Origin of the sequence: Pseudomonas sp. lyk4-R2A-10 (assembly GCF_030209075.1) — a bacterium.
In the GTDB taxonomy this organism is placed as follows: Bacteria; Pseudomonadota; Gammaproteobacteria; order Pseudomonadales; family Pseudomonadaceae; genus Aquipseudomonas; species Aquipseudomonas glycinae.
This window is the reverse complement of record NZ_JARVSR010000002.1, coordinates 276,376-302,988: the sequence shown is the minus strand read 5'-3', so window position 1 is coordinate 302,988 and position 26,613 is coordinate 276,376. Positions and strand designations below refer to the sequence as shown.

The following is a 26,613-nucleotide window of genomic DNA, read 5'->3' as shown; positions in this document are numbered from 1 at the left end:
TGCTCAGTCGGCCAGTGCAGCCTTTTGCAGTTCGAAGATCTCGTTCATGCCTTTCTTCGCCAGCTCCAGCATCGCGTTCAACTCTTCAGGCTGGAACGGCGCGCCTTCGGCAGTGCCCTGCACTTCGATGAAACCACCGGTGCTGGTCATCACCACATTGAGGTCGGTCTCGGCAGCGGAATCTTCAAGATAGTCCAGATCCAGCACCGGCTCGCCCTGGTACATGCCCACGGAAACGGCGCCGATCATTTGCTTGAGCGGGTCGCCGCCTTTCAGGCCGCCGCGCTTCTTGATCACTTTCAGTGCATCGACCAGCGCAACCATGGCGCCGGTGATCGACGCGGTGCGGGTACCGCCGTCAGCCTGGATCACGTCGCAGTCGACGTAAAGGGTGACGTCGCCCAGCTTGGACATGTCCAGCGCGGCGCGCAGGGAACGACCGATCAGGCGCTGGATTTCCAGGGTACGGCCGCCCTGCTTGCCGCGGCTCGCTTCACGCTGGTTACGCTCGCCGGTGGCGCGCGGCAACATGCCGTATTCGGCGGTCAGCCAACCCTGGCCCTGGCCTTTGAGGAAACGCGGCACGCCGTTCTCGACGCTGACGGTGCAGATGACTTTGGTATCACCGAATTCGACCAGTACCGATCCCTCGGCGTGTTTGGTGTAGTTGCGGGTAATGCGGATCGAGCGGAGCTGATCGGCAGCGCGACCACTTGGACGTTTCATAGGAGATACCTGTACTGGGGACGGAAAACTGCGGAGCATTATAGAGCTGTGCACCGCGCCTGGGCACTCGTTAAAAAATCCGGCCGACGACCGAAGGCCCTGAAACGCGCTTTGCCGACGGCCTGCAGCCCTTTGTCACACCGTGTGTTTGGGCGCATCCGCCGCACTGCGCTACAATCCTGCGCCTTTGCTGCCAGTCGGCTTAAATTCATTGATATCGAGCTGCGGAGCTTCCATTCGCGCCGATCTGTATCGCGAGGTCACCCCATGGTGCACAGCATGACCGCCTTCGCCCGCGTCGAAAAAGCCGGCGTTCAGGGCACCCTGAGCTGGGAACTGCGCTCGGTCAACAGCCGCTACCTGGAACCCCACCTGCGCCTGCCTGAGTCGTTCCGCGACCTCGAAGGCGCCGTCCGCGAAGCCCTCCGCCAGGGCCTGTCGCGCGGCAAACTGGAATGCACCCTGCGCTTCACCGAGGAAAGCACCGGCAAGCCGTTGCAGGTGGATCGCGAGCGCGCCGCGCAACTGGTCGCCGCGGCCGAAACGGTTGCCGGCCTGATCAAGAATCCGGCGGCGCTGAACCCGTTGGAAGTGTTGGCCTGGCCAGGCGTACTGGTCGCCGACGCCACCGACCCGCAGGCGCTGAACGCCGAGGCGCTGGCCTTGTTCAATCAGGCTCTGAAAGACCTCAAGGCCGGCCGCGAGCGCGAAGGCGCGGAGCTCGCCCGCCTGATCAATGATCGCCTGACCTCCATCGAGGAAGATGTGGTGACCCTGCGCGAACTGGTTCCGCAGATGCTCGCCACCCAGCGTCAGAAAGTCCTCGACCGCTTTGCCGACATGAAGGCCGAACTGGACCCGCAGCGCCTGGAACAGGAAATGGTCATCCTCGCGCAGAAGAGCGACGTGGCCGAAGAACTGGATCGCCTGAGCACCCACATCATTGAAGTTCGCCGGGTGCTGAAATCCGGCGGGGCCGCCGGCCGGCGCCTGGACTTCCTGATGCAAGAGCTCAACCGCGAAGCCAACACACTGGGCTCCAAGGCCTTCGACCCGCGCAGCACACAGGCAGCGGTCAACCTCAAGGTGTTGATCGAGCAGATGCGCGAACAAGTGCAGAATATTGAGTAAGGCTACCCCGACATGACCCACAGCACCGGCACCCTGTACATCATTTCCGCCCCTTCGGGTGCGGGCAAGAGCAGTCTGGTCAAGGCCCTGACCGACACCAATCCGGACATTCGCGTCTCGATTTCCCACACCACCCGCGCCATGCGCCCGGGTGAAGTGGACGGCGTGAACTATCACTTCGTGACCCGCGAAGAGTTCGTGAAAATGGGCGAGCACGGCGATTTTCTGGAACGCGCCGAAGTCTTCGGCAACTTCTACGGCACCTCGCAAAGCCGCCTACAGCAGACCCTGGACGAAGGCCACGACCTGATTCTGGAAATCGACTGGCAAGGCGCCGAGCAAGTGCGCAAGCTGATGCCGCAGGCCCGTTCGATCTTCATCCTGCCGCCATCACTGCAGGCCCTGCACCAGCGCCTGACCAACCGTGGCCAGGACAGCGACGAGATCATCGATGGCCGGATGCGTGAAGCGGTCAGCGAAATGAGCCACTACGTCGAGTACGACTACCTGATCATCAACGACGATTTCGCCCATGCGCTGGACGATCTGAAGGCGATTTTCCGCGCCAATCAGTTGCAACAGAAACGTCAGCAAGTGCGTTTCGGCAAATTGCTGGCTGAATTGCTGGGCTGAAACAGCACTTCCCAAAACCGCTGCAAGGGCTTTACATTGGCACTTGCAGCGCGTTGAAGAGTCTGGTCAAAAAATCAGCGCTTCCCTAATCGCTGGTGATTTTTTAAACTGTTGAGTCCGCTCGCCCAACCGGGCAGCGCGCATATTGCATTCGCTCCGAGGAATACCATGGCCCGCGTAACCGTTGAAGACTGCCTAGAACACGTGGAAAACCGCTTTGAGCTGGTCATGCTCTCTACCAAGCGTGCCCGTCAACTGGCCACCGGCGGCAAAGAGCCCCTGGTTCAGTGGGAAAACGACAAACCGACCGTAGTTGCGCTGCGTGAAATCGCTGAAGGCCTGATGAGCTACGAGTTCATCGCCGAGCAGGAAATCGTCCACGAAGACCCTGTCTTCGCTGCGTTCGAGGACGAGTCCAACGAGGCCGTCTAAGCCTATGCCTGGTCGACGTAGCACGGCGCGGGATCACAGCCTACGGCAGGAGTTATCATGCCGAGCATAGACGCCCTCGCCGATCGCTTATCGACCTACCTCGGCAACGACCAGGTCAACCTGGTCCGCCGAGCGTATTTCTACGCCGAACAAGCCCACGACGGCCAACGCCGCCGCAGCGGCGAGGCGTACGTCACGCATCCTCTTGCCGTGGCGAATATTCTTGCCGACATGCACATGGACCATCAGAGCCTGATGGCTGCGATGCTGCATGACGTGATCGAAGACACCGGTATCGCCAAGGAAGCGCTGCAAGCGCAGTTCGGTGAAACCGTGGCCGAACTGGTCGACGGGGTCAGCAAACTGACCCAGATGAACTTCGAGACCAAGGCCGAAGCCCAGGCTGAAAACTTCCAGAAGATGGCGATGGCGATGGCACGCGACATTCGCGTGATCCTGGTCAAGCTCGCCGACCGCCTGCACAACATGCGCACGCTGGAAGTGCTGTCCGGCGAGAAACGCCGGCGCATCGCCAAGGAAACCCTCGAGATCTACGCCCCTATCGCCAACCGGCTGGGCATGCACGCGATCCGCATCGAATTCGAAGACCTCGGCTTCAAGGCGATGCACCCGATGCGTTCCGCGCGGATCTACCAGGCCGTCAAGCGCGCCCGGGGCAACCGCAAGGAAATCGTCAACAAGATCGAAGAATCCCTCGGCCACTGCCTCGCCATCGACGGCATCCAGGGTGAAGTCAGCGGTCGCCAGAAACACCTCTACGGCATCTACAAGAAAATGCGCGGCAAGCGTCGGGCCTTCAACGAGATCATGGACGTCTATGCGTTCCGGATCATCGTCGACAAGGTCGATACCTGCTACCGCGTGCTGGGTGCTGTACATAATTTGTACAAACCGTTGCCGGGACGCTTCAAGGATTACATCGCGATCCCCAAGGCCAACGGCTATCAGTCGCTGCATACCACGCTGTTCGGCATGCACGGCGTACCGATCGAAATCCAGATCCGCACCCGCGAAATGGAAGAGATGGCCAACAACGGCATCGCCGCCCATTGGCTGTACAAGTCCAGCGGCGACGAGCAGCCGAAAGGCACTCACGCCCGCGCCCGTCAGTGGGTCAAGGGCGTGCTGGAAATGCAGCAACGCGCCGGCAACTCGCTGGAATTCATCGAGAGCGTGAAGATCGACCTGTTCCCGGACGAGGTCTACGTGTTCACGCCCAAAGGCCGGATCATGGAGCTGCCCAAAGGCTCCACGGCGGTCGACTTTGCCTACGCGGTGCACACCGACGTCGGCAACAGCTGCATCGCCTGTCGGATCAACCGTCGTCTCGCGCCGCTGTCCGAACCGCTGCAAAGCGGCTCCACGGTCGAGATCGTCAGCGCCCCCGGCGCACGGCCGAACCCGGCGTGGCTCAACTTCGTGGTCACCGGCAAGGCGCGCACACACATCCGCCATGCGCTGAAACTGCAGCGCCGCTCCGAATCCATCAGCCTCGGCGAACGCCTGCTGAACAAGGTGCTCAACGGCTTCGACAGCGCGCTGGAACAGATTCCGGCCGAACGCGTGAAGGCGATGCTCACCGAGTACCGCCTCGAACTGATCGAAGACCTGCTCGAAGACATAGGCCTCGGCAATCGCATGGCCTACGTCGTGGCGCGCCGCCTGCTCGGCGAAGGCGAGCAACTGCCAAGCCCGGAAGGCCCGCTGGCGATTCGCGGCACCGAAGGTCTGGTCCTCAGCTACGCCAAATGTTGCACACCGATCCCGGGCGACCCGATTGTCGGTCACCTGTCGGCAGGCAAAGGCATGGTCGTGCACCTGGACAACTGCCGCAACATCAGCGAAATCCGTCACAACCCGGAAAAATGCATCCAGCTCTCGTGGGCCAAGGATGTCACCGGCGAATTCAACGTCGAACTGCGCGTCGAGCTGGAACACCAGCGCGGCCTGATCGCCCTGCTAGCCAGCAGCGTCAACGCAGCCGACGGCAATATCGAGAAAATCAGCATGGACGAACGCGATGGCCGCATCAGCGTTGTCCAACTGGTGGTCAGCGTCCACGACCGTGTGCACCTGGCCCGCGTGATCAAGAAACTGCGCGCCCTGACCGGGGTGATCCGCATCACCCGCATGCGTGCATAACCACCCCATTACAAGGAGTCATTCATGACCAAAACCGTTATCACCAGCGACAAGGCCCCGGCCGCCATCGGTACTTACTCCCAGGCGATCAAGGCCGGTAACACCGTTTACGTGTCGGGTCAGATTCCCCTCGATCCAAAAACCATGGAACTGGTCGAAGGCTTCGAAGCCCAGACCGTCCAGGTGTTCGAGAACCTGAAAGCCGTGGCAGAAGCCGCCGGTGGTTCGTTCAAGGACATCGTCAAGCTGAACATCTTCCTCACCGACCTGAGCCACTTCGCCAAGGTCAACGAGATCATGGGCAAGTACTTCGACCAGCCGTACCCGGCGCGCGCCGCCATCGGTGTGGCAGCCCTGCCAAAGGGTTCGCAGGTTGAAATGGATGCCATTCTGGTCATCGAGTAATGCGCACGGCGCGGCCTCAGACGCCGCGCCGACTGCTCTGCGGTAAAGAAAAGGTTTTGAAAGGATTCCACCATGCGCAAAGCGCTTGCTCTCTCGCTGCTCGCCATTTTCCTCGGCGGTTGCGCCAGCAACCCTGCCGACCGTGACATCAGCGGCACCTGGATCAATCAGGTCGCCATCGATGCCGCTGCCAAGGGCGGCCCCCTGCGCGAAGCGCTTCAGGCTTACGGCCCGAACCTGGAGTGGGACGTCAACACCAAGGCCGGTCAGGCCCGCTACACCAACGGTTTCGAAAACGTCGAAGGTCGCTTGCTCGGCGAACAGTCCGGCGCCTGGAAAGTCGACTTCTATGGCAGCTCCGCCAGCGAGCTGAAACGTGACGGTGGTCAACTGCAACAAGCCGCCAACGAAAACGAACCGGAACAGGTCTTCGACCGCGCGCAAATTCCGGTGCCGGAGGGCGCACCGATCGGCGCCAGCTTCGAACGCGCGCTGTATTCCGCTTATCTGGGCGGCAACTGGACGATCACCAGCGGCCAAGGCGAAGGCGCCACCGTGCAATTCCAAGCGGACGGTCAAGTCTCCGGCCTGCCGGGTGCCGACCGCTATGCCCTGTGTCTCGCCGGCGACTGCGCGTCGATGAGCAGCGGCAACGACAGCATGTGGTTGCAGCAGAACGGTCAGGGCAACAACTGGATCTTTGTGCGCAAGGGCAAGGAACTGGAAATCCTGCAGGCCGTGAACACGGCACTGGCGGACGAACAACCGCAGTTCACCCCGGGTGAGCGCAAGTGGTTGCTCGAGAAGCAGTGATCGGCGCTTGAGACAAAAAAGGCGGGAGCAAACATTTGCTCCCGCCTTTTTGACACTCGAAAGTCAGCAACGCCCCTCTAGAATCGCGGCATACCCCTCACGATAACTCGGATACTTCGGCACCCAGCCCAGCGTCTTCGCCCGCGCATTGCTGCAACGCTTGCTGCCGGTGCGCCGTACGCTCTCGTCTTCCGACCATTCGGTGACACCCAGATATTCCCGCAACCACGCCACCACCTCGGCCAGCGGCGCCGGCGCATCGTCCACGCCGATATAGATGTCATCCAGCGTCACGCCCTTGCGATCCGCGTCCAGCAAGAACGCCATCAACCCCGCCGCGTCATCGGCATGGATGCGATTGCCATACAGCGGCGGATCGACCGCCACGCGATAGCCACGACGCACTTGGGTCAGCAGCCATTCACGGCCGGGGCCGTAAATGCCGGTCAGGCGCACGATGCTCGCGGGAATGCCGCTGTTGAGCGCAACCTGCTCGGCCTCCAGCATCAACCGACCGGAATAACCCGCAGCGACGGTTTCGGATTTTTCATCGACCCACTCGCCGCTCTGCTGCCCATAAACACTGCTGCTGGAAACGAACAGCAGCCGCTCAGGCTCCTGCCCGTAATCGTTCAGCCAACCCAGCACATGCTGCAAACCCTGCACATACGCCGCACGATAACCGGCCTCATCGTGATCGGTGGCTGCCGCGCTATACACCAGGTAATCGATAGCGCCCACCGGCCAGGTTGCCGGGCAATCCTCATTGAACAAGTCACCGGCGACACCGATAACGCCGTCCGGCAAACGTGAAATATCACGGCGCAGGCCATAGACCTGGAAGCCGGCAGCCAGCAATTGCGTGGCCAGACGGCTGCCGACATCACCGCAACCGGCGATCAAAACAGAAGGCGCGGACATCAAAAATCTCCCATCGGAAAGCGACAGACTAGCCTCGGCAAGGGACGAGCGGCTAGCAATGAAGGAAAAAAAGCAACTCTATTACTTCTGTTAACAAGAATTACTTGCAATAATGCACGCCACTTTTGTTCTCGGCCTCACGAGGCCTGGAAGAGCATTACCGTTTTTCTATCTCAGGTCCGGCCAGCATGACACGCATTCAAAACTCCGCTTCGCCAACCAACCGACCTCGCGCCTGGAGCGCCGTGGCTGCCCTGCTGGTCAGCCTGATGCTGGCGCCAGCCGCCTTCGCTGACGCACAAACCCCGGCCGCGCCAGCCGCCACCGAGCAGAGCGCTCCGGCCGCCGCACCTGCCGCGACCGACCCGGTGCAGGCCGTAGACGCCAGCGCCGCCGACGCGCCGGAAGTCCTTGAAGCCGACAACACCCTGGGCATGGCCCACGACCTGTCGCCATGGGGCATGTACCAGAACGCCGACGTGATCGTTAAAGCCGTGATGATCGGCCTGGCCATCGCCTCGATCATCACCTGGACCATCTGGATCGCCAAGGGCTTCGAGCTGATGGGCGCCAAGCGTCGTCTGCGCGGCGAGATTGCCGCCCTGAAAAAAGCCGCCACGCTCAAAGAGGCCAGCGCCACCGCCGCGAAGGAAGGCACCCTCGCCAACCTGCTGGTACACGACGCGCTGGAAGAAATGCGCCTGTCGACCAACGCCCGCGAAAAAGAAGGCATCAAGGAGCGCGTAAGCTTCCGCCTCGAGCGCCTGGTCGCAGCCTGTGGCCGCAACATGAGCAGCGGCACCGGCGTCCTCGCCACCATTGGTTCCACCGCACCGTTCGTCGGCCTGTTCGGTACCGTGTGGGGCATCATGAACAGCTTCATCGGCATCGCCAAAACCCAGACCACCAACCTTGCCGTCGTAGCACCGGGTATCGCTGAAGCGCTGCTGGCTACCGCACTGGGTCTGGTGGCCGCGATTCCTGCCGTGGTCATCTACAACGTCTTTGCCCGCTCCATCGCCGGTTACAAGGCTCAGGTGTCCGATGCGTCGGCTCAGGTGCTGCTGCTGGTCAGCCGCGACCTCGACCACCAGCCTGAGCGCAGCAGCTCGCATCCGCACATGGTGAAAGTGGGGTAATCGGCCATGGGCCTGCATTTGAAAGAAGGCGCAGACGACGATCTGGCCGAGAACCACGAAATCAACGTCACGCCGTTCATCGACGTGATGCTGGTGCTGTTGATCATCTTCATGGTGGCCGCGCCGCTGGCCACCGTGGACATCAAGGTTGACCTGCCTGCCTCGACCGCCAAACCGGCACCGCGGCCGGAGAAACCGGTGTTCCTCAGCGTGAAGGCTGACCAGCGCCTGTTCCTGGGCGATGACGAAGTGAAAGCCGAAACCCTCGGCGCCGCACTCGACGCCAAGACCCAGGGCAAGAAAGACACGACGATCTTCTTCCAGGCCGACAAAGGCGTGGATTACGGCGACCTGATGAGCGTGATGGATAACCTGCGCGCCGCCGGTTACCTGAAGGTCGGCCTGGTCGGACTTGAGAGCGCAGTCAAGAAATGATCACGACGCGCCATAAGCTGACGCGTTACAGCGGTAGCCTGGCCGTGGTGCTGGGTGTTCACGCGCTGGCCATCGCGCTGGCGCTGAACTGGACCGCCCGCCCGCCCATCGAATTGCCGCCGCAGGCAATGATGGTCGAGCTGGCACCGGTTCCGGCCCCGCCACCGCCCGCACCGCCGAAAGTCGTCACGCCACCGCAGCCACCGGCTCCGGTTGAAGAACTGCCGATCCCGAAACTGGCTGAAGCGCCAAAAGCCGAGATCGCGGTGCAGAAACCGAAGCCTAAGCCGAAACCAAAACCGCCGAAGCCGATCGAGAAGAAACTGCCCGATCCGCCGAAGGAGAAACCGTCCGAAGAGAAGCCCGCCGATACCCAGCCGACTCAGGCCCCGACGGAGAAATCCGCCCAGCCTGCACCGGGCCCGTCGCCTGCACAATTGGCCGCCAAGGCCAGCTGGCAAGGCACCCTGCTCGCGCACCTGGCCAAGTACAAGAAGTACCCGGCCAGTGCTCAGGCACGGGGCAAGGAAGGCTTGAACCGGTTGCGTTTCGTGGTCGATGGCGAAGGCAACGTGCTGTCGTTCGAACTGGTGGGGCGCTCCGGCAACGCCGATCTGGACCGGGCCACCCTGGAAATGATCCGCCGCGCCCAACCGCTGCCCAAGCCACCGGCCGACATGCTGACCAATGGCGCGATCGAAATCGTTGCGCCGTTTGTGTACTCGCTGGAACGCCGCCGCTGATTCGCACTCACGCAGCTCGGCCTGATTCAGCCAAAAAGGCACCGAAAGGTGCCTTTTGCTTATCCATCCACGGCAAACCGGCATTGCCCGGTGTCGCATTCATCACTCAGTCTGATAACGTGCGTCTATCGATTGCAGCCGGTATGCTTGGCCCGCATCTTCATGGACGCTTGCTATGACTCTCACAGAATTACGCTACATCGTTACCCTCGCCCAAGAGCAGCATTTCGGCCACGCGGCCGAGCGTTGCCACGTCAGCCAGCCGACCCTGTCGGTGGGCGTGAAAAAGCTTGAAGACGAACTCGGTGTGCTGATTTTCGAGCGCAGCAAAAGCGCCGTGCGCCTGACCCCGGTCGGCGAAGGCATCGTCGCCCAGGCGCAGAAAGTGCTGGAGCAGGCCCAAGGCATCCGCGAGCTGGCCCAGGCCGGCAAGAACCAGCTGACCGCCCCACTGAAAGTCGGCGCAATCTACACCGTCGGCCCGTACCTGTTCCCGCACCTGATTCCGCAACTGCACCGGGTCGCCCCGCAGATGCCGTTGTACATCGAAGAAAACTTCACCCACGTGCTGCGCGACAAACTGCGCAACGGCGAGCTCGACGCGATCATCATCGCCCTGCCGTTCAACGAAGCCGACGTGCTGACCCTGCAACTCTACGACGAGCCGTTCTACGTCCTGATGCCGGCCCAGCACCCGTGGACGCAGAAAGAATCCATCGACGCCGCGCTGCTCAACGACAAGAGCCTGCTGCTGCTCGGTGAAGGCCACTGCTTCCGCGATCAGGTGCTGGAAGCCTGCCCTACCCTGACCAAGGGCAACGACGGCGCCAAGCACACCACGGTCGAATCCAGCTCGCTGGAAACCATTCGTCACATGGTCGCGTCCGGTCTGGGCATCTCGATCCTGCCGCTGTCGGCGGTAGACAGCCACCACTACGCCCCCGGCGTGATCGAAGTGCGCCCGCTGTCGGCACCAGTGCCGTTCCGCACCGTGGCCATCGCCTGGCGCGCCAGCTTCCCACGGCCGAAAGCCATCGAGATCCTCGCCGACTCCATTCGCCTGTGCTCGGTCGCCAAGCCTGCCGCGCCGGTTACGGCCGGGTAAGTCAGCGTCATGACTGAGCTGTCGCAGGTCTCGGTCACCGCACTCAAGGGTGTCGGTGAAGCCATGGCCGAGAAACTGGCCAAGGTCGGCCTGGAAAACCTTCAGGACGTGCTGTTCCACCTGCCGCTGCGTTATCAGGATCGCACCCGCGTGGTGCCGATCGGCGCATTGCGTCCCGGGCAGGACGCCGTGGTCGAAGGCACCGTCAGCGGCGCCGACGTGGTCATGGGCCGGCGTCGCAGCCTCGTCGTGCGTTTGCAGGACGGCACCGGCGGCTTGAGCCTGCGCTTCTACCACTTCAGCAACGCGCAGAAAGAAGGCCTCAAGCGCGGCACGCGGATTCGCTGCTACGGCGAAGCCCGGCCCGGCGCCTCGGGGCTGGAGATCTACCACCCGGAATACCGCGCCATCAACGGCGACGAACCGCCGCCGGTGGATGAAACCCTGACCCCAGTCTACCCGCTGACCGAAGGCCTGACCCAGGCGCGCCTGCGTCAGTTGTGCATGCAGACCCTGACCCTGCTCAAGCCATCCACCCTGCCCGACTGGCTGCCGACCGAACTGGCTCGCGACTATCAACTGGCGCCGCTGGCCGACGCGATCCGTTACCTGCACAACCCGCCCGCCGATGCCGACGTCGATGAACTCGCCCTCGGTCATCACTGGGCCCAGCATCGCCTGGCTTTCGAAGAACTGCTGACCCATCAACTGTCCCAGCAGCGCCTGCGCGAAAGCATGCGCTCCCTGCGCGCGCCGGCGATGCCGAAAGCCACCAAACTACCGGCGAAATACCTGGCCAACCTCGGCTTCAACCCGACCGGCGCCCAGCAACGAGTCGGCAACGAAATCGCCTACGACCTCAGCCAGCACGAACCGATGCTGCGGCTGATTCAGGGCGACGTCGGCGCGGGCAAAACCGTGGTCGCCGCCCTCGCCGCGCTTCAAGCGCTGGAGGCGGGTTATCAGGTCGCGTTGATGGCGCCGACCGAGATCCTCGCCGAGCAGCACTTCATCACCTTCAAACGCTGGCTCGAACCGCTGGGCATCGACGTGGCGTGGCTGGCCGGCAAGCTCAAGGGCAAGAACCGCATCGCCGCGCTGGAGCAGATCGCCAGCGGCACACCGATGGTGGTCGGCACCCACGCGCTGTTCCAGGATGAAGTGCAGTTCAAGAACCTCGCGCTGGTGATCATCGACGAACAGCACCGCTTCGGCGTGCAGCAGCGTCTGGCGCTGCGGCAGAAAGGCGTCGGCGGGCGCATGTGCCCGCATCAACTGATCATGACTGCCACGCCGATTCCGCGGACGCTGGCGATGAGCGCCTACGCCGACCTCGACACCTCGATCCTCGACGAACTGCCGCCCGGTCGAACCCCGGTCAACACCGTGCTGGTTACCGACACCCGCCGCGTCGAAGTCATCGAACGGGTGCGCAGCGCCTGCGCCGAAGGCCGTCAGGCCTACTGGGTGTGCACGCTGATCGAAGAGTCCGAAGAGCTGACCTGCCAGGCCGCCGAAACCACTTTCGAAGACCTGACCGCCGCCCTCGGCGAGTTGAAGGTCGGGCTGATCCACGGCCGCATGAAACCTGCCGAAAAAGCCGCCGTCATGGCCGAATTCAAGGCCGGCAACCTGCAACTGCTGGTCGCCACCACCGTGATCGAAGTCGGCGTCGACGTACCCAACGCCAGCCTGATGATCATCGAGAACCCTGAGCGTCTCGGCCTTGCGCAACTGCACCAGTTGCGCGGTCGTGTCGGCCGGGGCAGCGCGGTCAGCCATTGCGTGCTGCTCTACCATCCGCCGCTGTCGCAGATCGGTCGCCAGCGCCTGGGCATCATGCGCGAGACCAACGACGGTTTCGTCATCGCCGAAAAAGACCTCGAACTGCGCGGCCCCGGCGAAATGCTCGGCACCCGCCAGACCGGCCTGCTGCAATTCAAGGTCGCGGACCTTATGCGCGACGCCGATTTGTTGCCTGCCGTGCGCGATGCCGCCCAGGCCTTGCTCGAACGCTGGCCTACCCACGTCAGCCCGTTGCTCGACCGCTGGCTGCGACACGGGCAGCAATACGGCCAAGTGTGAGCACCGTCGCAGTTTCTGACAGCTCGTTCCAACCAAGCTGGTTATACTCCAGCAATTGTTTCAAAAACGGATACAGACCATGACCGAAGCTGCTCTCGCCCCCGAATCACCGCACGCTCCGTCTGTTATTCGGCTGCTGCTCAACAAGCTGGGCGTCGCCTACGAAGAAGTGCTCGACCACCACGGCCTCAACGCCTCGCGCAAAGTGCAGGCGGTGTTGCTGGACGACGCGGTCGGTGCGCTGATGGTGCTGTTTCCACAGAGCCAGCTGCTGGATCTCAACCGCCTCGCCGAACTGACGGGCCGTCGCCTGACCGCCGTGTCCACCGAGCGCCTGGAAAAGATGCTCGGCAAACACAGCCTGAGCCTGTTGCCGGGCCTGCCGGCGCTGACCAGTTCGCCGTGCCTCTACGAAGAAAGCCTGCTGCGTGAACCGAAGTTGCTGATCAACTCCGGCGAGCCGGGCCTGCTGCTGGAAATCGCCAGCGAAGACTTCAAGACCATGCTGACCAAGGCCAGCGCCGCCAACTTCGGCGAAGCCCTGAGCAGCATCCGCCCGAACCTCGACCGCCCGGACGATGACCGCGAGGAAATCACCCAGGCCGTTCAGGCGTTCACCGCGAGACGCATCCAGCAGCGTCTGGAAGCGACCATCGAGATTCCACCGCTGGCCGAAACCGCACAAAAAATCATCAAGCTGCGCGTCGACCCCAATGCCACCATCGACGACATCACCGGCGTGGTCGAAACCGACCCGGCGCTGGCTGCGCAAGTGGTGAGCTGGGCGGCGTCGCCGTACTACGCGTCGCCGGGCAAGATCCGTTCGGTGGAAGACGCGATCGTCCGCGTACTGGGCTTCGATCTGGTAATCAACCTGGCGCTGGGCCTGGCCCTCGGCAAGACCCTGAGCCTGCCGAAAGACCACCCGCAACACACCACGCCGTACTGGCAGCAGTCGATCTACACCGCCGCCGTCATCGAAGGCCTGACCCGCGCCATGCCGCGTGCCCAGCGTCCGGAATCCGGCCTGACCTACCTCGCCGGCCTGCTGCACAACTTCGGCTACCTGCTGCTGGCCCACGTGTTCCCGCCGCACTTCTCGCTGATCTGCCGCCACCTGGAGGTCAACCCACACCTGTGCCACAGCTATGTCGAGCAACACCTGCTGGGCATCAGCCGCGAACAGATCGGCTCCTGGCTGATGCGCTACTGGGACATGCCGGACGAACTGGCCACCGCCCTGCGCTTCCAGCACGACCCGAACTACGACGGCGCCTACGCCGAATACCCGAACCTCGTCTGCCTGGCCGTGCGCCTGCTGCGCAGTCGCGGAATCGGCTCCGGCCCGGATGAAGACATCCCGGATGCGCTGCTGGAGCGCGTTGGCCTGACTCGTGACAAGGCCAATGATGTGGTCAGCAAAGTGCTTGAGGCGGAAGTGCTGCTGCGGGAACTGGCTTCGCAGTTCAGCCAGGCTTAAAGCATTCTTCGGAACGTCAACCAGGGCCTGTTTTGATTGCAGATAGGGCCCTGGCTCCACAGATTTCGGCCACTTTGCCAGCAACGACAGCAAACAAGCGCCCTGCTATGATTTGACGGCATTCAGAGGAATTTCCGATGACCCAAACAGATGCTGTCAGCGTTGCGAGCGAAGTGCGCAAGCTTGCCAAAGACAACAAGGTTACAGCCAGTCGTGACGGCATGAGCCGTATGGCCGTGGGGATTACCCGCTTGTCTGGCGATGTCGTCGAGCTGGATGGCATCGAACAGTTGCTCGTCAATCTCAAGCGAAAAGGCGTTCTGAGCAAATCTGAAATCCTGGCGCTCCAAGGGCGCTATCTTCAAGAAAGGCGCGCACAGAAACGTAGCGCATGACTTTTGATCCGTTCGGCGACTTCGACAAGGCTGGATATCTTCAAAACTCGCTGCAACTGAAAGATCCCGTTGAAGTAAAAGAGTCAGAGCATCTTTCGTTCGAATTGAGTATCGAAGAGGCGCTTGCCTATCTGGCCAAGAAAAAGCCAATCGATTACCAGACTGTACTCAAGGTTCACGAAATCCTGTTCTCCGGCTTCTATCACTGGGCAGGAAAAGACCGGAACGAGCTTGTCCCCCACCTGGCAGTCTTCAAGGGCTCTCTCGACGACCCTCGCAGCACCGTCTTCGAGCGCCCGGACTCCATCAAAATGTCTGTCGACTATGCGCTCAAGTTCGCATCAGACAAAAAACGCTTCAGAGACCATCCCGGTGGAGTGATGGGCCAACTGGCTTTCGCACACCCCTTCCTGGACGGCAATGGACGCGCGATTCTATTGGTCTTCATGGAACTCTGTTATCGAGCCGGGTTCGCCATCGACTGGTCAAGAACAAACAAAGACGACTACTTGCGGGCACTCAGCGACGAGATCCGAGAACCTCGCGAAAGGCATCTCGATAACTACCTCAACCCGTTCGTAATCGATATATGCAGTCGTGACGAATGGCCAGAGACCATCAGTGGCATCCGAGGCCTGGATGGCCTTGACAAGGAAGACATCGCTTACGAGAAGCTGGACAACCCGAAAGTCCAGCAGATCTACAAGACATACCGGGGCCAGCCACTGGACGCCGAGCCTCCCGAGCCCGAAAGCTGAAGAGGCAGGCCTGTCCCGACAAGCTGCCTGAAAGCCCTATGACTTCGGCTTGGCCTTCCGCGGCTTCAAATACTTCATCAACCCCTGAAACCACATCACCAGCGCCGGATTTCCCTTCAGCTGTATCGACTTGTCCTGAATCCCCTGCATGAACGCCAGCTGCTTGTTCTTCGCCTGCATCGTGGCAAACCCGAACGCCGCGTCTTTAAAGGCAATCGCAAACGCCGGCTCCGCCACCACCCCGGACTTGCTGGTAATGCGCTGGTCCTTCACCACGAAATGCCGCGCCACTTTCCCGTCCAGAGTCTGTAGCTGAAACACCAGATCCTTGTCACCCAACTGCTGCTGGAACGCAGGATTTGTCCGACTGGCCTTACCCATCAACAGACCCAGCATCCACAGAAGAAAACGAAATTTCATGCGCACAGCCTCAAAAGGAAAATGAACGGCTGGGGGAGTGTAAGGGATTCGGATGGATTCGCCACCATCCTGGATTGATAGAAGACGATGTAGGTCTTTTCTCGCATGATGACTACCAAGTCACGATTTACGCCCCACAACCTGATCTTTCCCACGCTCCGCGTGGGAATGCCTCCCGTGACGCTACGCGTCACACCATCCCCCCGTCCTACACCTGAAGAAACACATTCCTGTAGGAGCTGCCGAAGGCTGTGGTTTCTTGTTCCTCTACCCCGCAAATCCTTGGGAAATCTCCTTCAAACTGCGGTGCTGTCCATGAACTAGGCAGGCTGGGCCATCGTCGATAGCCTCTGTGTGTCACCGCAAAATCGGTGACTCGGACGTGCAAGTCCGATGGGGCACACAATCGCTTATGGCAATTCATCGGGCATTTTCCTATGCTCGCGGATCGTTATGGCGGCTGTGTGTGGGAGGCTTCCGAGCCTGCCGGATAGCTCCACCGGTCTTGCACACCTATGCACAGCTGCCACCACTTTCGAAGTGCGAGCGAAAACGGTGTCGGCTCCTAAAACATGGAGCAAGACCTAATGATCAAACCAACACCGAATCCCCCCGAAATTCCGGAAAACCCGGAAACCTCCCCCTACGAATCCCCCGATTCGAAAAAGCTCCACGAAGCCGCCGAACGCGCCCTCGACCACCACTTCAAACCCAGAGCCCCACGCCCCAAGCGCCTGGGCGGCCTGTTCGCCCTCTGCCCCAACGCCGACGCCGAAGCGCTCATGGCCAACGCCTCCGAAGACCTCCTGTCCATCAGCGCCTTCGCCGCCAACCTGGCCGACGACCTCGACGGCCCCCGCCGCTCAATGGCACTGGGCCTGAGCAGAATGGCGGATGGCGTGCGGTTGATGGTGGAAGGCACGCTCGATCACATTGAGTTTCGGGAGTATCAGACCAAGCCGTAGCTGAATCGCGGGCGGAAAAAAGGGGACGTTGAGTCCCCTTTCCTGATCTTCGGCAGCAGAGATTAGCGAAAGTCCTCTGCTCTTTTTGGTCGTGTCTCTAACCCGAAATCCGCCAACCGGTGTACGTAAGCATGACCACCGGCATTACAAGACTGTCGGAATACAACTTTGTCCCCCTTGAGCACCTTCAGATAACTCACGAAGGCCTGGTTAACGAGGTAGGTATACGCACCGCTTTTGAACTTGATGATGTTCAGGTTCACGCTGCCTTCCGACGCATCTACAACAAAAAATTTGCCCTTGGGTGGCGTAGCATTTTTCGGGTAGACCATCTCGATATTCCCCGGCACACCGTAGCGATACTGAACAGAACCGGCCGTGGGCTTGCTGTTTCCCCGCGCACAAACAGAAACCGTCTTGCCGCCCTCCAGCGGGCAGCTGAAGTAAATGTCTTCGTCATCCGAGCACAACGTTCCATCCTGCCCGCCCTTCAACGGCGCCGTCTCCTGCGAAACGCGCTCCGGCGCTTTCGCGATATCAGCACAGTTGGACAGGCAAATTAGCTTCGAAAGATCCGGATCATCGCTTTCAGTGAACAGGTAAGTCGCTGAACCATCGCGGTTGCGGGCGTGATAAACGGGAACACTGACGGCCAGCCCTTTGGCCGACACCGGCACCTTGGTATCCCCGCCCGAGACGACCCAGCCTTCGGCCTCCCCGCATAACGCATCCAAAGCGACTTCACTGAACGAGTCTTTCGTAGGCACGGCGAACGGCTTGGCATCACCTCGGCAGTCGTAGCCATGCCAGTAGGGCCCGGTGTTCATATCAATGTCGATCGAGAAAACATAAGCGCCGTCGAGCACCACTTTGCCGCTGTCATAGGTGAAAACCAGCCAACGGCGCGACTTCGCCTGGGAGTAATTTTCTTCCTGAAGGATGTAGCGCTCGCCATCTCGATACAGCCAGAAGTCACTCATCGCCCCTGCCGGCTCCGCCGTCTCGGAAAGGCGCTGCCCGGAATGTGCGTCCACCAGAAAGTTGTCTTTCAGCGCCAGCGCACAGTCGCTGTCAGCATCCCTGCACGACGTGAGAGACGGGAACATCGGCGCCGCCACCGCAGAGAAAGAACACATCAATAACGCAATCAAACCTAATCTTTTCAACTTGCCACCTGTTTCAAAGCGAGTAATCCATCACTTCTTCAAGCTGCCAGCATGGCCCACGGGCAAACCGATACTCGAAGACATAATCGGTATCCGGTTTCTGCAGGATGGCGACGGCGTGGTCACCCTGCTCTTCCTTGACGGTCAACGTCAGGCCCTGGGCCTCTCGCTTCGCTACATCCGGGATGATCGGGAAATTGAGCTGATCGCCGCTGAGGCTGCTTTTTTGCATCTCGGGCTCGGGATCACCGGCCACAGTCGTGACCATTTTCAGCGGCTGCTGGACGAAAGCTTTCTGCACGTCCGCGCGTTCAGAGAAGGCTGAGAGAAACGTTGAAAAGTTGAGTGAGGGGCAAGCAACACTGGCCTTGTCACCATCAGTTTTGAGTGGCTTCTGACGGTTGCCCTGATCCAGTTTCGAATCCGAAATCATCCTTCCATCCAGATCCGCCAAGTACTTCTTGATGCTCGCCGCATCCTTGTAAGCACACTCGACTTCTACGCCATCTTCCCGATTGATACCGTCAAGGCAGTTCTGTAACTCAGGATCTGGCAGGTCACCCCGAAAGAACTGCAAAGCCAAGTGATCGCCGTCCTTGAAGATTGGAAGTTCCAGCACCGAATAGGAATCTCCTTCGAAATGTTCGTCCAGAACTTTGTGTTTTGTCAGGACAAACATGGACTTCCCCGCTCGCTCAGGGAATTTGCGCTCGAAGAAGAACACCGAGGCAATTTGTTCATCCTCAACCTTCCACACATAATTCAGCGTAGGTTTCACCGCATTCATGGGCGCGTAGAAAATCTCGGCACGTGGCACATGCACGCCCCTGACCTGACCCTTGAGGTTGTTCTTCAAAAAGAACACCGTGATCTTTTGATCACCCAACGAAGCAACCACCGGAGGATGCAGTTCACCGATGGTTTGAGGGTCACTTGCCGATGCCGGCTGAGTCGACAAGCCGACGATAAGCCCGAGCACACCAAAACAACTTAAGAGCCTGTTCAATTCCGATCACTTCCCTGCTGATCAATCTTCTAAATATTTACGCTGATGGTTTCACGATGACTCAGGTGCGCCGCATTTCAGCTCTTTGATTTGCTCGTTTTGAATCGGAATTACACAGGCGAGGCGCTTCTCTGCCTCCTCACGAAGCTCGAACAAGCTGAGCGTCAGCTGTAAACCATCCGAAGTGAATGCATGATCCTCAAACAAGGCACTGGCGTAACCATCCCAAAACGATTTGCCGTTAAAACTGCAAAACCGTTTTGAGGAGAGCTCCCGCCAATTGCCCTCGGGCGCGAGGATCTGAACATTGAGGCAGGGGCTACCAAACGTAGTGACATAACGAGCCACCACATCGCCGTATCGTTGCGAAGCAGAACTGGAAACCTTGGCGACATCGACCACTTCACTCGGACCATCCGGAACGACCGCATCCAGGAAGGCTGCACGCTCTAGACTCATTCTGGCGATGCACTTATTGAGCACCAAGGTATATGCCTGCGAACCAGGTTCGACATCCGTGGCATCGAGGGGGCAAGTGGTATCGCGCAACTTGATCCAGGCGCGCTGCGAGTCTTTTGCCATAGCCATGTAAGCCTTTCCTTGTTCAGGCTCAGGCTTCCATCGAGATTCAAATCGCGCCATCAGTTTTTTGTAGCTGGAATTGAGTTTTGCGTCGGCACTCTTGCGGTCGGCTTCCACACACTCATCGTACTGCCAGCTCACGGTGATGACTTTGCAAGTGTCCTCAGCGAGCACGGCTGAAGCGGACAGCAGGCCTAAGGACAACGCGATACAGCGCACAAACATGTTCAATGTTTCATTCCCTGAATAACGGATCGCTCAACTGCACGTTGAGGTATTTTCTGCGCCTTACCGTCCGCGCTCATCGCGTCGCGGTACTCGCTGTAATAGCGCTGCGCTTCGTCTTTGCGATCAAGGCGCCAGAGTGAGTCGGCGATGTTCAACATCAGTACCGTGCGTTTGCCGACGGCCTCAACGCCTCGATAAAACTTCAATGCAAGTTCATCGTTACCGCCCTCGGCCAGGTAGAAGGCTAGGTCGTTGAGAGCTTGAACATTGCGCGCCGGTGGGTGACAAGCCATATAGGCGTCTGGACTTATAGTGCGAAGATTGAATTCGAGTTCTTCCACGCGAGATTGCGGCACCTCAATACTTGCGACTCGATTCAACAAATCCTTTGGAGACGGTGTCGTCAAGGCAAGGTCAAGAACTTCCCCTTCACCGGAGGTCCATCGATTGCCCTCCCACTTGCCGTAGCAAAACGTGGCTGCGTGCTGACTCAGTACGCAACCGGTCTCCATCGAAACGACACCGCAACCAGTCTCCTCTGTTGGAATTTCTTCAGCCTCTTGACCAATGACAACGCCATACAGAGTCTGAAGAAGCAGCACTGTTTTTTTGTCAGGGCTTAGCCAACTGTCATGCGTTTCGGTACCAACGTCGGAAACATAGAGTGGGAAAGTCTTGCCATTCGCGGTAAACGAGGCGATCGCCAACTCCGCAGCAGGCCTGCTCCATTTCTTATCCTTCAGCGTCAACATGTGCCCGCCAACCCCGACGATCTGAATGCTCTCAGCCAAGGCATTGGCGGAAGCGAAGAGGCTGATGACAATCATCACCCACTTAAGGCTGCCCGCGAGTAGACGGTTCATCCACTCATTCCTCATCAATCGACGGTGATTCCACGTCGGTCATGCCAAGCAGCCGGAACTCGTTGTTCACGAATTCGTAGTACCGATCCCGGTTACGGTTTTCCAGAGGATTTCCTTGGGCATCTTCTTCGCCATCGAGCGTGACGCCGGAAATGATGATCAAGCGACTATCGGGCAGGTACGTCGTGTCGAAAGTGCTGCCGTCGTAGGCATTCGGAAGACCACCAACGACATCACCGGTCTGGGCGTCCAGCACTTCGCCACAAATGGCGCCGCCGCCACAGCCGAACCTGTACAGGATGTAATGGCCGGCGAAGTTGACCTTGCCTTGTAGGGCCTTCGCCCGGGTGCTGTCCATGACCGCGTTGCTTTGCTCTTGCTGCACCGGCTCATGGTTGGGGCCGCTGAAAACGGGGGTGACGGCGTAATCCTTGAAGTCGGGATCAGCGGCGAATGCGATGGAAGTGGCAGCTGACAGCAAGCTGCCGAGAACAATCGAAAATCCTTTCACGCTGTAACTCCATCTCTGACATTCATCGTCTGGGTATTCATTCGAAGGCGATGCTGCGCACCGCTGTTTTGATTTGTTCAAATCCTTCGGTGCTGATCGCCAACGGTTTGGCCGAGCCTGATTCCGCCGAGCCGATCAGCACGTCTTTACCCCGCAGCAGGCAAAAAGCGACGCGGGTAATGTGCCGTCGTGACTTGTCGTGGAAGCCGAAGATGAACCCTGAAGAAGCCTCCCCAGCCCATTGCTCGAAGGTGTAGGTGCTCCCGCGACCCGCCAACTCGTTGGGCACCCAACCGTGATCAGTGAGGGTCGCCGGGCACCTTCGGTCGTTGTCATCACGCAGGACTTGCACCGCAAACGCATCGTCTTCCGGAGGTTTCCAGGCGGTGAGGCGGGAAAAGAATTCCGTACTTTCACACATCAAACCAAACCACGGCTGGCTCAGGTTGGAGGGTTTCTCGAAGTGCCAATCGGAGCCACTCGACGTTGGCGCTTGCCACAAGCGAGGCGCGCTGGACGATTTGGGCAACTGTTTGGCTGCCACGAAGACCGGATAGAAATCATCGAACGTCAACCATTGGTCTTGCAGCAGCGGCATTGAGAACCGACATGACTCCATGTCTACAACTGCCGCCGCCGGGCCGTGAAGGACCTGTGACTGACCCATTGAATTGCCGACTATCACGGCATCGGCGGCATGGCCCACCTGAGCAAGCACGAGCAAACCAGACATCAACCCATGGAAGTATCGGGCGTTCACTTCACATCCTTCGAATTCATCAATTCCAGCTCACCATCCCGATACAACACTTCGCACCCGATCCACGCCAGATCCACCTGCGGCATCACCGCCGAAGGCTTGCGCAGTTCCCGCAACAACGTCGAACCATGCGACAACCGCCCACCCATCCGCGCAATCACTGCCCGCGCGGCCTGATAGTGCGCGTGACGCCCCGGATCGAGGGTGTCTTCCAGCAAGATGTCTTCGCCAAGAATGCCCCGCACCTGCCCCGGGTAAATCATGAATCCGGTGGCCTGTTCGGCACCTTCGCGGCCGTCCTGCCAGAAGCTGCCGTCGCGCGTGCGGATGTCCGGGTGCGGCGCAAACCAGTGTTCGCGATCCGCCAGCGGCATGGCGTGATGCAGGCGGAAGAAGATGCGCATCAGGTTGTCGCGATACCACTCGCGCACTTGCAGGTAGTAACCACGCAGGCCCGGCAGGCCGGTCGAATGCGCGAGGCGAATCAGCCCTGACCATTGCGGGAAGGCCTGTAATGGCAACGCGCTCGATACGGGTCGAGGTGTGGCCGGATCGGTCTCCCATGGCAGTCGATGGGGGCTGTTTTCCAGGTTGTCGTAAGCGGTGGGTGGTCGGCCAAGCCAGTCCCCGCCGCTGCTGGCCAGCGCCGTGGCGATGCACAGATTGCCCTGTACCACGAACACATAGAACCGGGTAAACCAGTCGGCGAGTTGTTGCCCGTCCGCACCCTGGGCGACGAGGTCCGTCAGCTCCCGGTCGAAGCGCTGCAAGCCGTGCTCAAGGCTCAGCAAATGCCCGCGAGCGATACGCTGCATGCGCAGAAACAATGGCAGCGAACGCAACATCCGCAGCGGTCGCCACGGCAGATGCGGAGTCGCGCCGCCGACTTCACCTGCATAGTTGCTGGCGCTGATGCCCCAGTCGGCCAAGCGTGCGAGAAACAGGTCGTTGTTGATGTAGGACGCGCCGCCAAATACCGCCGTGAACGGCTCGTTGTCCTGCAACACCCGCGCATCCCAACGGGCCATGATCGCCGGAATACTCGCGGCGGCCCGGCGCTGGGCGTACTCCACCAGCACACTGGGTTGCGGCGGCAAGATCTCGGCGATGTTGGCGGCCGTCAGGTGCCGGCGCCAGCCGTAGTCGCTGATCGGCCGGTATTGCAGCAGCCACAGCTGTGTTCCGTCCCAGGCCCATTCGACATCGCCCGGCACATAGTGAAACACCCGCAAGACGTCCTGGAGAAAGCGCCACAGCACGTCTTCGGTCAACCCATGGGTGGATGTGAATGTGCCGCTGCGCCAGGCATCGCCGAGCCGCGAAAGCGTCGCCCGTTCCGGGCTGATCTGACCGTCGGCAAGGGACTCGAGATGACCTTCAACCCATTCGAGTTCCACCGACAGATGACGCACAAACGCGATGCCCGACACCTTCGGCGTGATGAAGCGCTGCACCACGACTTCCTCGACACCTTCGGCAGTCAGCGCGGCGATGCGCGCCGGCACATTGGCGGTAGGCTCGCGCAGGTAGGTCGTGCTCAAACCGGCATTCGCCGAGTCGGCCTGATCTTCGCCATAACTGGAGGAGCGCACCGCCCAGGTCGCCTGTGGTTGGTTGGCGAGGAAGGTCAGTAGTCGCGGATCGTTGCAATCGTTGAGGGTCAGCGCCGCAGGCACCGGTTGCCGGGCCAGTTCCGCCAGACGCAAACGCCCGCCCTTGGTGTGCGCGACAAACCCGCGCTCGCCCGACTCCAGCCACTGTGCAAACTGCGCGGGCGTGTCGATCCACGGGTAATGGCCCCAACCGGGTTTCAGGCTGATGGTCAGATCTGCGCGCGCAAGAATCGCCGACCATGCGGCCGCTTGTTCGATGCCGAGCACCTTGTCCTGATCGCCCCAGACCAGCTCGACCGGGTCGGTGATCCACTCCAGCAATGGCAGCGCGGTGTCGGCACGGATCAGATCCCAGTGCGGCACAAACGCACGGCAGCGCGCATAACCGGCGCCCATGCGCTGGTACTGCGCGGGCGTCCAGGTCTGGTTGGAAAACTTGCGCGCGAACAGTGTGGGTCTGTTCGACAGCAGCCAATGAATGGACTTGCGGATCGGCGGCGGTGACATCAGCGCCGGCAATCGGCGCTGCCACACAAAGGCGCCCACCGGCGCCAGCAACACACTGCGAGAAAAGTGCCCGGGCCGACGTTGCAGCGCATGCAGCACCAGCAACGCGTTGACCCCGACGGCCATGATCGCGCTGCCCTTTTGCGTCATCGCCAACAAGGTCTGGGCGTAATCCGCCAGATCCTCGCAGGGCGGCTGCGGGTTGGCGCCGAAGCCCGGCAGCTCCAGCGGCACCACGTCGTAACGCTGAAAATGCGGCAGCGCGTCATCCCACCAATCGGCGGCGCTGCCGTTGCCGGCCAGCAGGTACATCAAAGGCTTGCTCATGGACGATCCTCAGACCAGATCGCGCAGCGCGGCGTCGAGGGTCGGATAGCGGAACGTGTAGCCCGCCTCGCTCAAACGCTGCGGCACCACACGCTGACCGTCGAAGAACAACTGAGCCATTTCCCCGGCTAACGCACGCACTGGCGCGGCCGGAATGTGGAACCACACCGGACGTTTGAGGACCTTGCCAACATTCTCGGCGAACGCTGCCTGACTGACGGTTTCAGGCGCGACCATGTTGTAGGTGCCGCGCAAATTTTCATCGTGGAAGGATCGAGCGATCACCTGAATCACATCGTCGCGATGCACCCAACTCATGATCTGCTGACCATCGCCCATCCGCCCGCCGAAACCTAGGCGAAACGGAATCAGCAACGGCAGCAGCGCACCGCCCGGCCCGAACACCACGCCGAGGCGCAGCACCACCTGGCGCACGCCAAACTGCGTGGCGGGTTGCGCCGAAGCCTCCCAACGCGCACAGAGCTCGGCCATGAAACCGTCACCCTTGCTCGCCTGTTCATCGAGGCTTTCGCTGGCATCGCGCACGCCGTAGAAACCGATGGCCGAGGCCTGAATCCACAGCGCGGGTTTGTGCCTGGCGTTTTTCAGCCAGGTCATCAACGCTTCAGTGGTGTTGACCCGACTGGCGAGCAATTGCGCCTGCCGCTCGGGGCTCCAGCGTGGACCGGCGACCGGTGCGCCGGCGAGGTTGATCACTACGTCGAATGGTTCGTCGCGGTCGAGTTCGCTCAACGACCGCACACAGCGGACGCGACCGTCGAACAGGTTCGCCGCTTTCAACGGATCACGCGCTAACACGCTGACCGTGTGGCCGGCGTCGAGTAACTGATTGACCACGGCTTCACCGATAAACCCGGTACCCCCGGTGATCAGCACACGCTTGTAGGCGCCGCCGGCAAACGGGTTGGATTTGCTCACGGCCCTTTCTGGCGGAGACTTCCGACGATCATGGAGCAGCAACCAGACCAGCGGCGGCAACAGCACCAGCAGCGCAAAACCGTCGAGCCACAGATGCGACCAGACCTGTTGTTGAGCTGAAAGCCACATGTCCTGCGGCGCCCATAACAGCACGCCCGCCATCAACCATCCCCAAATTGCGGGAGTTTTAAGACGGTTGCCGAGGTGCACCAACGCAAGCATGTACAGCGAATAACTTTGCAGCGTCGCGCCGAACAGTGCGAGCCACCAGACCTGCAGCTCGTGACCGGCGGCAGGGACCGCATCGGCGCCCCAGAACGCGAGTTCGAGGGTGTGCAAATAGCCGTCGAGTAATCCGGAATGACCGGCCCAGGTCAGCGTGAGACCGGCGAGCACATGCACGATTGCCGCGGCGTACAGCCAAAGCACCATCACGGGGCGAAGAGAGAAAGAGGGGGCTGGCATTCCGTGTCCTGAGCGCGTTCCTTGAGGGCGGGGAGTTTAAAGGAGACAGGAAGAATACAACCCGTCTCCTTCCAACTTACTTCAATGCTTTGATGGTTGGATCTTGATAGCTTGAGTCAATTTTAATACCCGCCTTTTCCGCCTTGTCTTCTCGGGACTTCCGAATAGCAGCATATTCTTTCATCTTGGCTGGCAGCAGCTCTTTCCAACGCTTTTTATCTTCAGCCTCGGTGAAAGCAGCACTCCAGTATTCACGCTCGGTGGTGAAGCTCAAACTTACCAAATACGTTCCGCGCTCATCAGGAGCAGCATCAGAGTCTCGCCGCCATGCTTGCAACGTAAGATGATTGCCATCCTTATAAAAATGCCAATTGTAGAATTTACCGACTTTCAACCATCGCTCATGATCCAGATTATAGTTCGGATCCAGCCACGGATGACTTAATACGCTATCACCCATGACTTCATCAGCTGAATTAATCTTGCCAATTTGACTACCGGAAATTCTAGGATCAGAAGGTGCGTAATAGTGTACCCAGCCCGCCTTCTTTATATCTTTTATGAGATCGTATAGAAACGCTCGATACTCATCATGCTTGCTTCCATCCGGGAGACTCCGAACTGATAAGTCGAGGTTCTCCACAGTAGTGCCTACCTCACCATCTACTGCAGTACTGACACTCGCAACCTGGTCTAGACGCAGAGATTTATTCACCTCGACTGATGGAAGGTCTTCATCACCGAATGACTTTTTAACTTTATACCAGCACATATCCACATCAGAAATGCACTCTTTTGAAAAAGACACAGGAGAACTAGAAAGTAGATTGCTTATCTCCTCACCAATCTCAACATTGATTAACTGGGTTTTGTTTGCCATGGAAACAGTCCCTACTT

The 26,613-nt window shown here is 60.0% G+C and carries 27 protein-coding genes; 15 read left to right on the top strand and 12 right to left on the bottom strand.

Features of this window, described 5'->3' with window-relative positions; translation table 11 throughout:
* Positions 1-3: 3 nt before the first annotated feature.
* Entirely contained in the window at positions 4-726 is a 723-nt protein-coding gene (gene rph / locus QRN46_RS03635; protein WP_003229494.1) for a ribonuclease PH, read from the bottom strand.
* 267 nt (positions 727-993) lie between these two features.
* Here rph and QRN46_RS03630 point away from each other — a divergent pair, with 267 nt between their 5' ends.
* The 6 genes from QRN46_RS03630 to QRN46_RS03605 all read left to right on the top strand — a co-directional run bounded on the left by QRN46_RS03630 (position 994) and on the right by QRN46_RS03605 (position 6,303).
* The gene (locus QRN46_RS03630) at positions 994-1,857 is read left to right on the top strand and encodes a YicC/YloC family endoribonuclease (RefSeq protein WP_011336560.1); all 864 of its coding nucleotides are present in this window, start codon (positions 994-996) and stop codon (positions 1,855-1,857) included.
* A gap of 12 nt (positions 1,858-1,869) precedes the next feature.
* Positions 1,870-2,490 (top strand): guanylate kinase, encoded by a 621-nt coding sequence (gene gmk / locus QRN46_RS03625; protein WP_011336561.1) that lies wholly within the window; start codon positions 1,870-1,872, stop codon positions 2,488-2,490.
* Positions 2,491-2,658: 168 nt separating this feature from the next.
* Positions 2,659-2,922, top strand: a complete 264-nt coding sequence (gene rpoZ / locus QRN46_RS03620; RefSeq protein WP_003229503.1) for a DNA-directed RNA polymerase subunit omega — start codon at positions 2,659-2,661, stop codon at positions 2,920-2,922.
* 57 nt (positions 2,923-2,979) lie between these two features.
* A complete protein-coding gene (spoT, locus tag QRN46_RS03615) occupies positions 2,980-5,085 on the top strand; it encodes a bifunctional GTP diphosphokinase/guanosine-3',5'-bis pyrophosphate 3'-pyrophosphohydrolase (protein WP_007954439.1) in 2,106 nt (701 codons plus the stop codon).
* 24 nt (positions 5,086-5,109) lie between these two features.
* Complete coding sequence (gene ridA / locus QRN46_RS03610; RefSeq protein ID WP_285354291.1) at positions 5,110-5,490, top strand: deaminase RidA; 381 nt, start codon at positions 5,110-5,112, stop codon at positions 5,488-5,490.
* A gap of 72 nt (positions 5,491-5,562) precedes the next feature.
* Positions 5,563-6,303 carry a putative periplasmic lipoprotein gene (locus tag QRN46_RS03605; protein ID WP_007954437.1) on the top strand — a complete coding sequence of 247 codons (741 nt, stop codon included), beginning with the start codon at positions 5,563-5,565 and terminating at the stop codon, positions 6,301-6,303.
* A 63-nt stretch (positions 6,304-6,366) separates the two neighbouring features.
* On the opposite strand, the gene QRN46_RS03600 is transcribed toward QRN46_RS03605, so the two are convergent.
* The gene (locus tag QRN46_RS03600) at positions 6,367-7,224 is read right to left on the bottom strand and encodes an SDR family oxidoreductase (protein ID WP_011336563.1); all 858 of its coding nucleotides are present in this window, start codon (positions 7,222-7,224) and stop codon (positions 6,367-6,369) included.
* A 188-nt stretch (positions 7,225-7,412) separates the two neighbouring features.
* On the opposite strand from QRN46_RS03600, the gene exbB reads away from it, so the two are divergent.
* The 8 genes from exbB (at position 7,413) to QRN46_RS03560 (ending at position 15,364) form a co-directional block, all read left to right on the top strand.
* On the top strand, positions 7,413-8,363 hold the full coding sequence (exbB, locus tag QRN46_RS03595; protein WP_285354290.1) for a tonB-system energizer ExbB: 951 nt from the start codon (positions 7,413-7,415) through the stop codon (positions 8,361-8,363).
* 6 nt (positions 8,364-8,369) lie between these two features.
* A complete protein-coding gene (gene exbD / locus QRN46_RS03590) occupies positions 8,370-8,798 on the top strand; it encodes a TonB system transport protein ExbD (protein ID WP_011336565.1) in 429 nt (142 codons plus the stop codon).
* Positions 8,795-9,541 carry a TonB family protein gene (locus QRN46_RS03585; protein WP_085606139.1) on the top strand — a complete coding sequence of 249 codons (747 nt, stop codon included), beginning with the start codon at positions 8,795-8,797 and terminating at the stop codon, positions 9,539-9,541. The genes exbD and QRN46_RS03585 overlap by 4 nt, the downstream gene beginning before the upstream one ends.
* Before the next feature lie 175 nt (positions 9,542-9,716).
* The gene (locus tag QRN46_RS03580; RefSeq protein WP_007954418.1) at positions 9,717-10,646 is read left to right on the top strand and encodes a hydrogen peroxide-inducible genes activator; all 930 of its coding nucleotides are present in this window, start codon (positions 9,717-9,719) and stop codon (positions 10,644-10,646) included.
* A gap of 9 nt (positions 10,647-10,655) precedes the next feature.
* The gene (gene recG, locus QRN46_RS03575) at positions 10,656-12,731 is read left to right on the top strand and encodes an ATP-dependent DNA helicase RecG (protein WP_285354289.1); all 2,076 of its coding nucleotides are present in this window, start codon (positions 10,656-10,658) and stop codon (positions 12,729-12,731) included.
* Positions 12,732-12,810: 79 nt separating this feature from the next.
* A complete protein-coding gene (locus QRN46_RS03570) occupies positions 12,811-14,211 on the top strand; it encodes an aminoacyl-tRNA deacylase and HDOD domain-containing protein (protein ID WP_085696810.1) in 1,401 nt (466 codons plus the stop codon).
* Between the two features lie 137 nt (positions 14,212-14,348).
* Positions 14,349-14,606, top strand: a complete 258-nt coding sequence (locus QRN46_RS03565) for a hypothetical protein (protein ID WP_039765180.1) — start codon at positions 14,349-14,351, stop codon at positions 14,604-14,606.
* Entirely contained in the window at positions 14,603-15,364 is a 762-nt protein-coding gene (locus tag QRN46_RS03560) for a Fic/DOC family protein (RefSeq protein WP_285354288.1), read from the top strand. Before QRN46_RS03565 ends, QRN46_RS03560 begins: the two co-directional genes overlap by 4 nt.
* 36 nt (positions 15,365-15,400) lie before the next feature.
* Here QRN46_RS03560 and QRN46_RS03555 read toward each other — a convergent pair whose 3' ends face one another.
* Positions 15,401-15,784 (bottom strand): SCP2 sterol-binding domain-containing protein, encoded by a 384-nt coding sequence (locus QRN46_RS03555; RefSeq protein WP_039765176.1) that lies wholly within the window; start codon positions 15,782-15,784, stop codon positions 15,401-15,403.
* Positions 15,785-16,371: 587 nt separating this feature from the next.
* Here QRN46_RS03555 and QRN46_RS03550 point away from each other — a divergent pair.
* Positions 16,372-16,749, top strand: coding sequence for a DUF6124 family protein (locus QRN46_RS03550; RefSeq protein WP_285354287.1), 378 nt, complete (start codon positions 16,372-16,374; stop codon positions 16,747-16,749).
* 62 nt (positions 16,750-16,811) lie between these two features.
* Here QRN46_RS03550 and QRN46_RS03545 read toward each other — a convergent pair whose 3' ends face one another.
* The 9 genes from QRN46_RS03545 to QRN46_RS03505 form a co-directional block, all read right to left on the bottom strand.
* Positions 16,812-17,900: a hypothetical protein gene (locus QRN46_RS03545; RefSeq protein WP_285354286.1), complete on the bottom strand. Its 1,089-nt coding sequence runs from the start codon at positions 17,898-17,900 to the stop codon at positions 16,812-16,814.
* A 28-nt stretch (positions 17,901-17,928) separates the two neighbouring features.
* Positions 17,929-18,921, bottom strand: a complete 993-nt coding sequence (locus tag QRN46_RS03540) for a hypothetical protein (protein ID WP_236676646.1) — start codon at positions 18,919-18,921, stop codon at positions 17,929-17,931.
* A 51-nt stretch (positions 18,922-18,972) separates the two neighbouring features.
* A complete protein-coding gene (locus QRN46_RS03535; protein WP_201819846.1) occupies positions 18,973-19,728 on the bottom strand; it encodes a lysozyme inhibitor LprI family protein in 756 nt (251 codons plus the stop codon).
* Between the two features lie 2 nt (positions 19,729-19,730).
* Positions 19,731-20,594 (bottom strand): tetratricopeptide repeat protein, encoded by an 864-nt coding sequence (locus QRN46_RS03530; RefSeq protein WP_201819821.1) that lies wholly within the window; start codon positions 20,592-20,594, stop codon positions 19,731-19,733.
* Between the two features lie 4 nt (positions 20,595-20,598).
* Positions 20,599-21,105 (bottom strand): hypothetical protein, encoded by a 507-nt coding sequence (locus QRN46_RS03525; protein WP_285354285.1) that lies wholly within the window; start codon positions 21,103-21,105, stop codon positions 20,599-20,601.
* 37 nt (positions 21,106-21,142) lie between these two features.
* Positions 21,143-21,865, bottom strand: a complete 723-nt coding sequence (locus QRN46_RS03520; RefSeq protein WP_285354284.1) for a hypothetical protein — start codon at positions 21,863-21,865, stop codon at positions 21,143-21,145.
* Positions 21,862-24,312: a PEP-utilizing enzyme gene (locus tag QRN46_RS03515; RefSeq protein WP_285354283.1), complete on the bottom strand. Its 2,451-nt coding sequence runs from the start codon at positions 24,310-24,312 to the stop codon at positions 21,862-21,864. The genes QRN46_RS03520 and QRN46_RS03515 overlap by 4 nt, the downstream gene beginning before the upstream one ends.
* 9 nt (positions 24,313-24,321) lie before the next feature.
* Positions 24,322-25,716, bottom strand: coding sequence for a TIGR01777 family oxidoreductase (locus QRN46_RS03510; RefSeq protein WP_011336578.1), 1,395 nt, complete (start codon positions 25,714-25,716; stop codon positions 24,322-24,324).
* Between the two features lie 76 nt (positions 25,717-25,792).
* Entirely contained in the window at positions 25,793-26,596 is an 804-nt protein-coding gene (locus tag QRN46_RS03505; RefSeq protein WP_285354282.1) for a hypothetical protein, read from the bottom strand.
* Between the last annotated feature and the right edge of the window lie 17 nt (positions 26,597-26,613).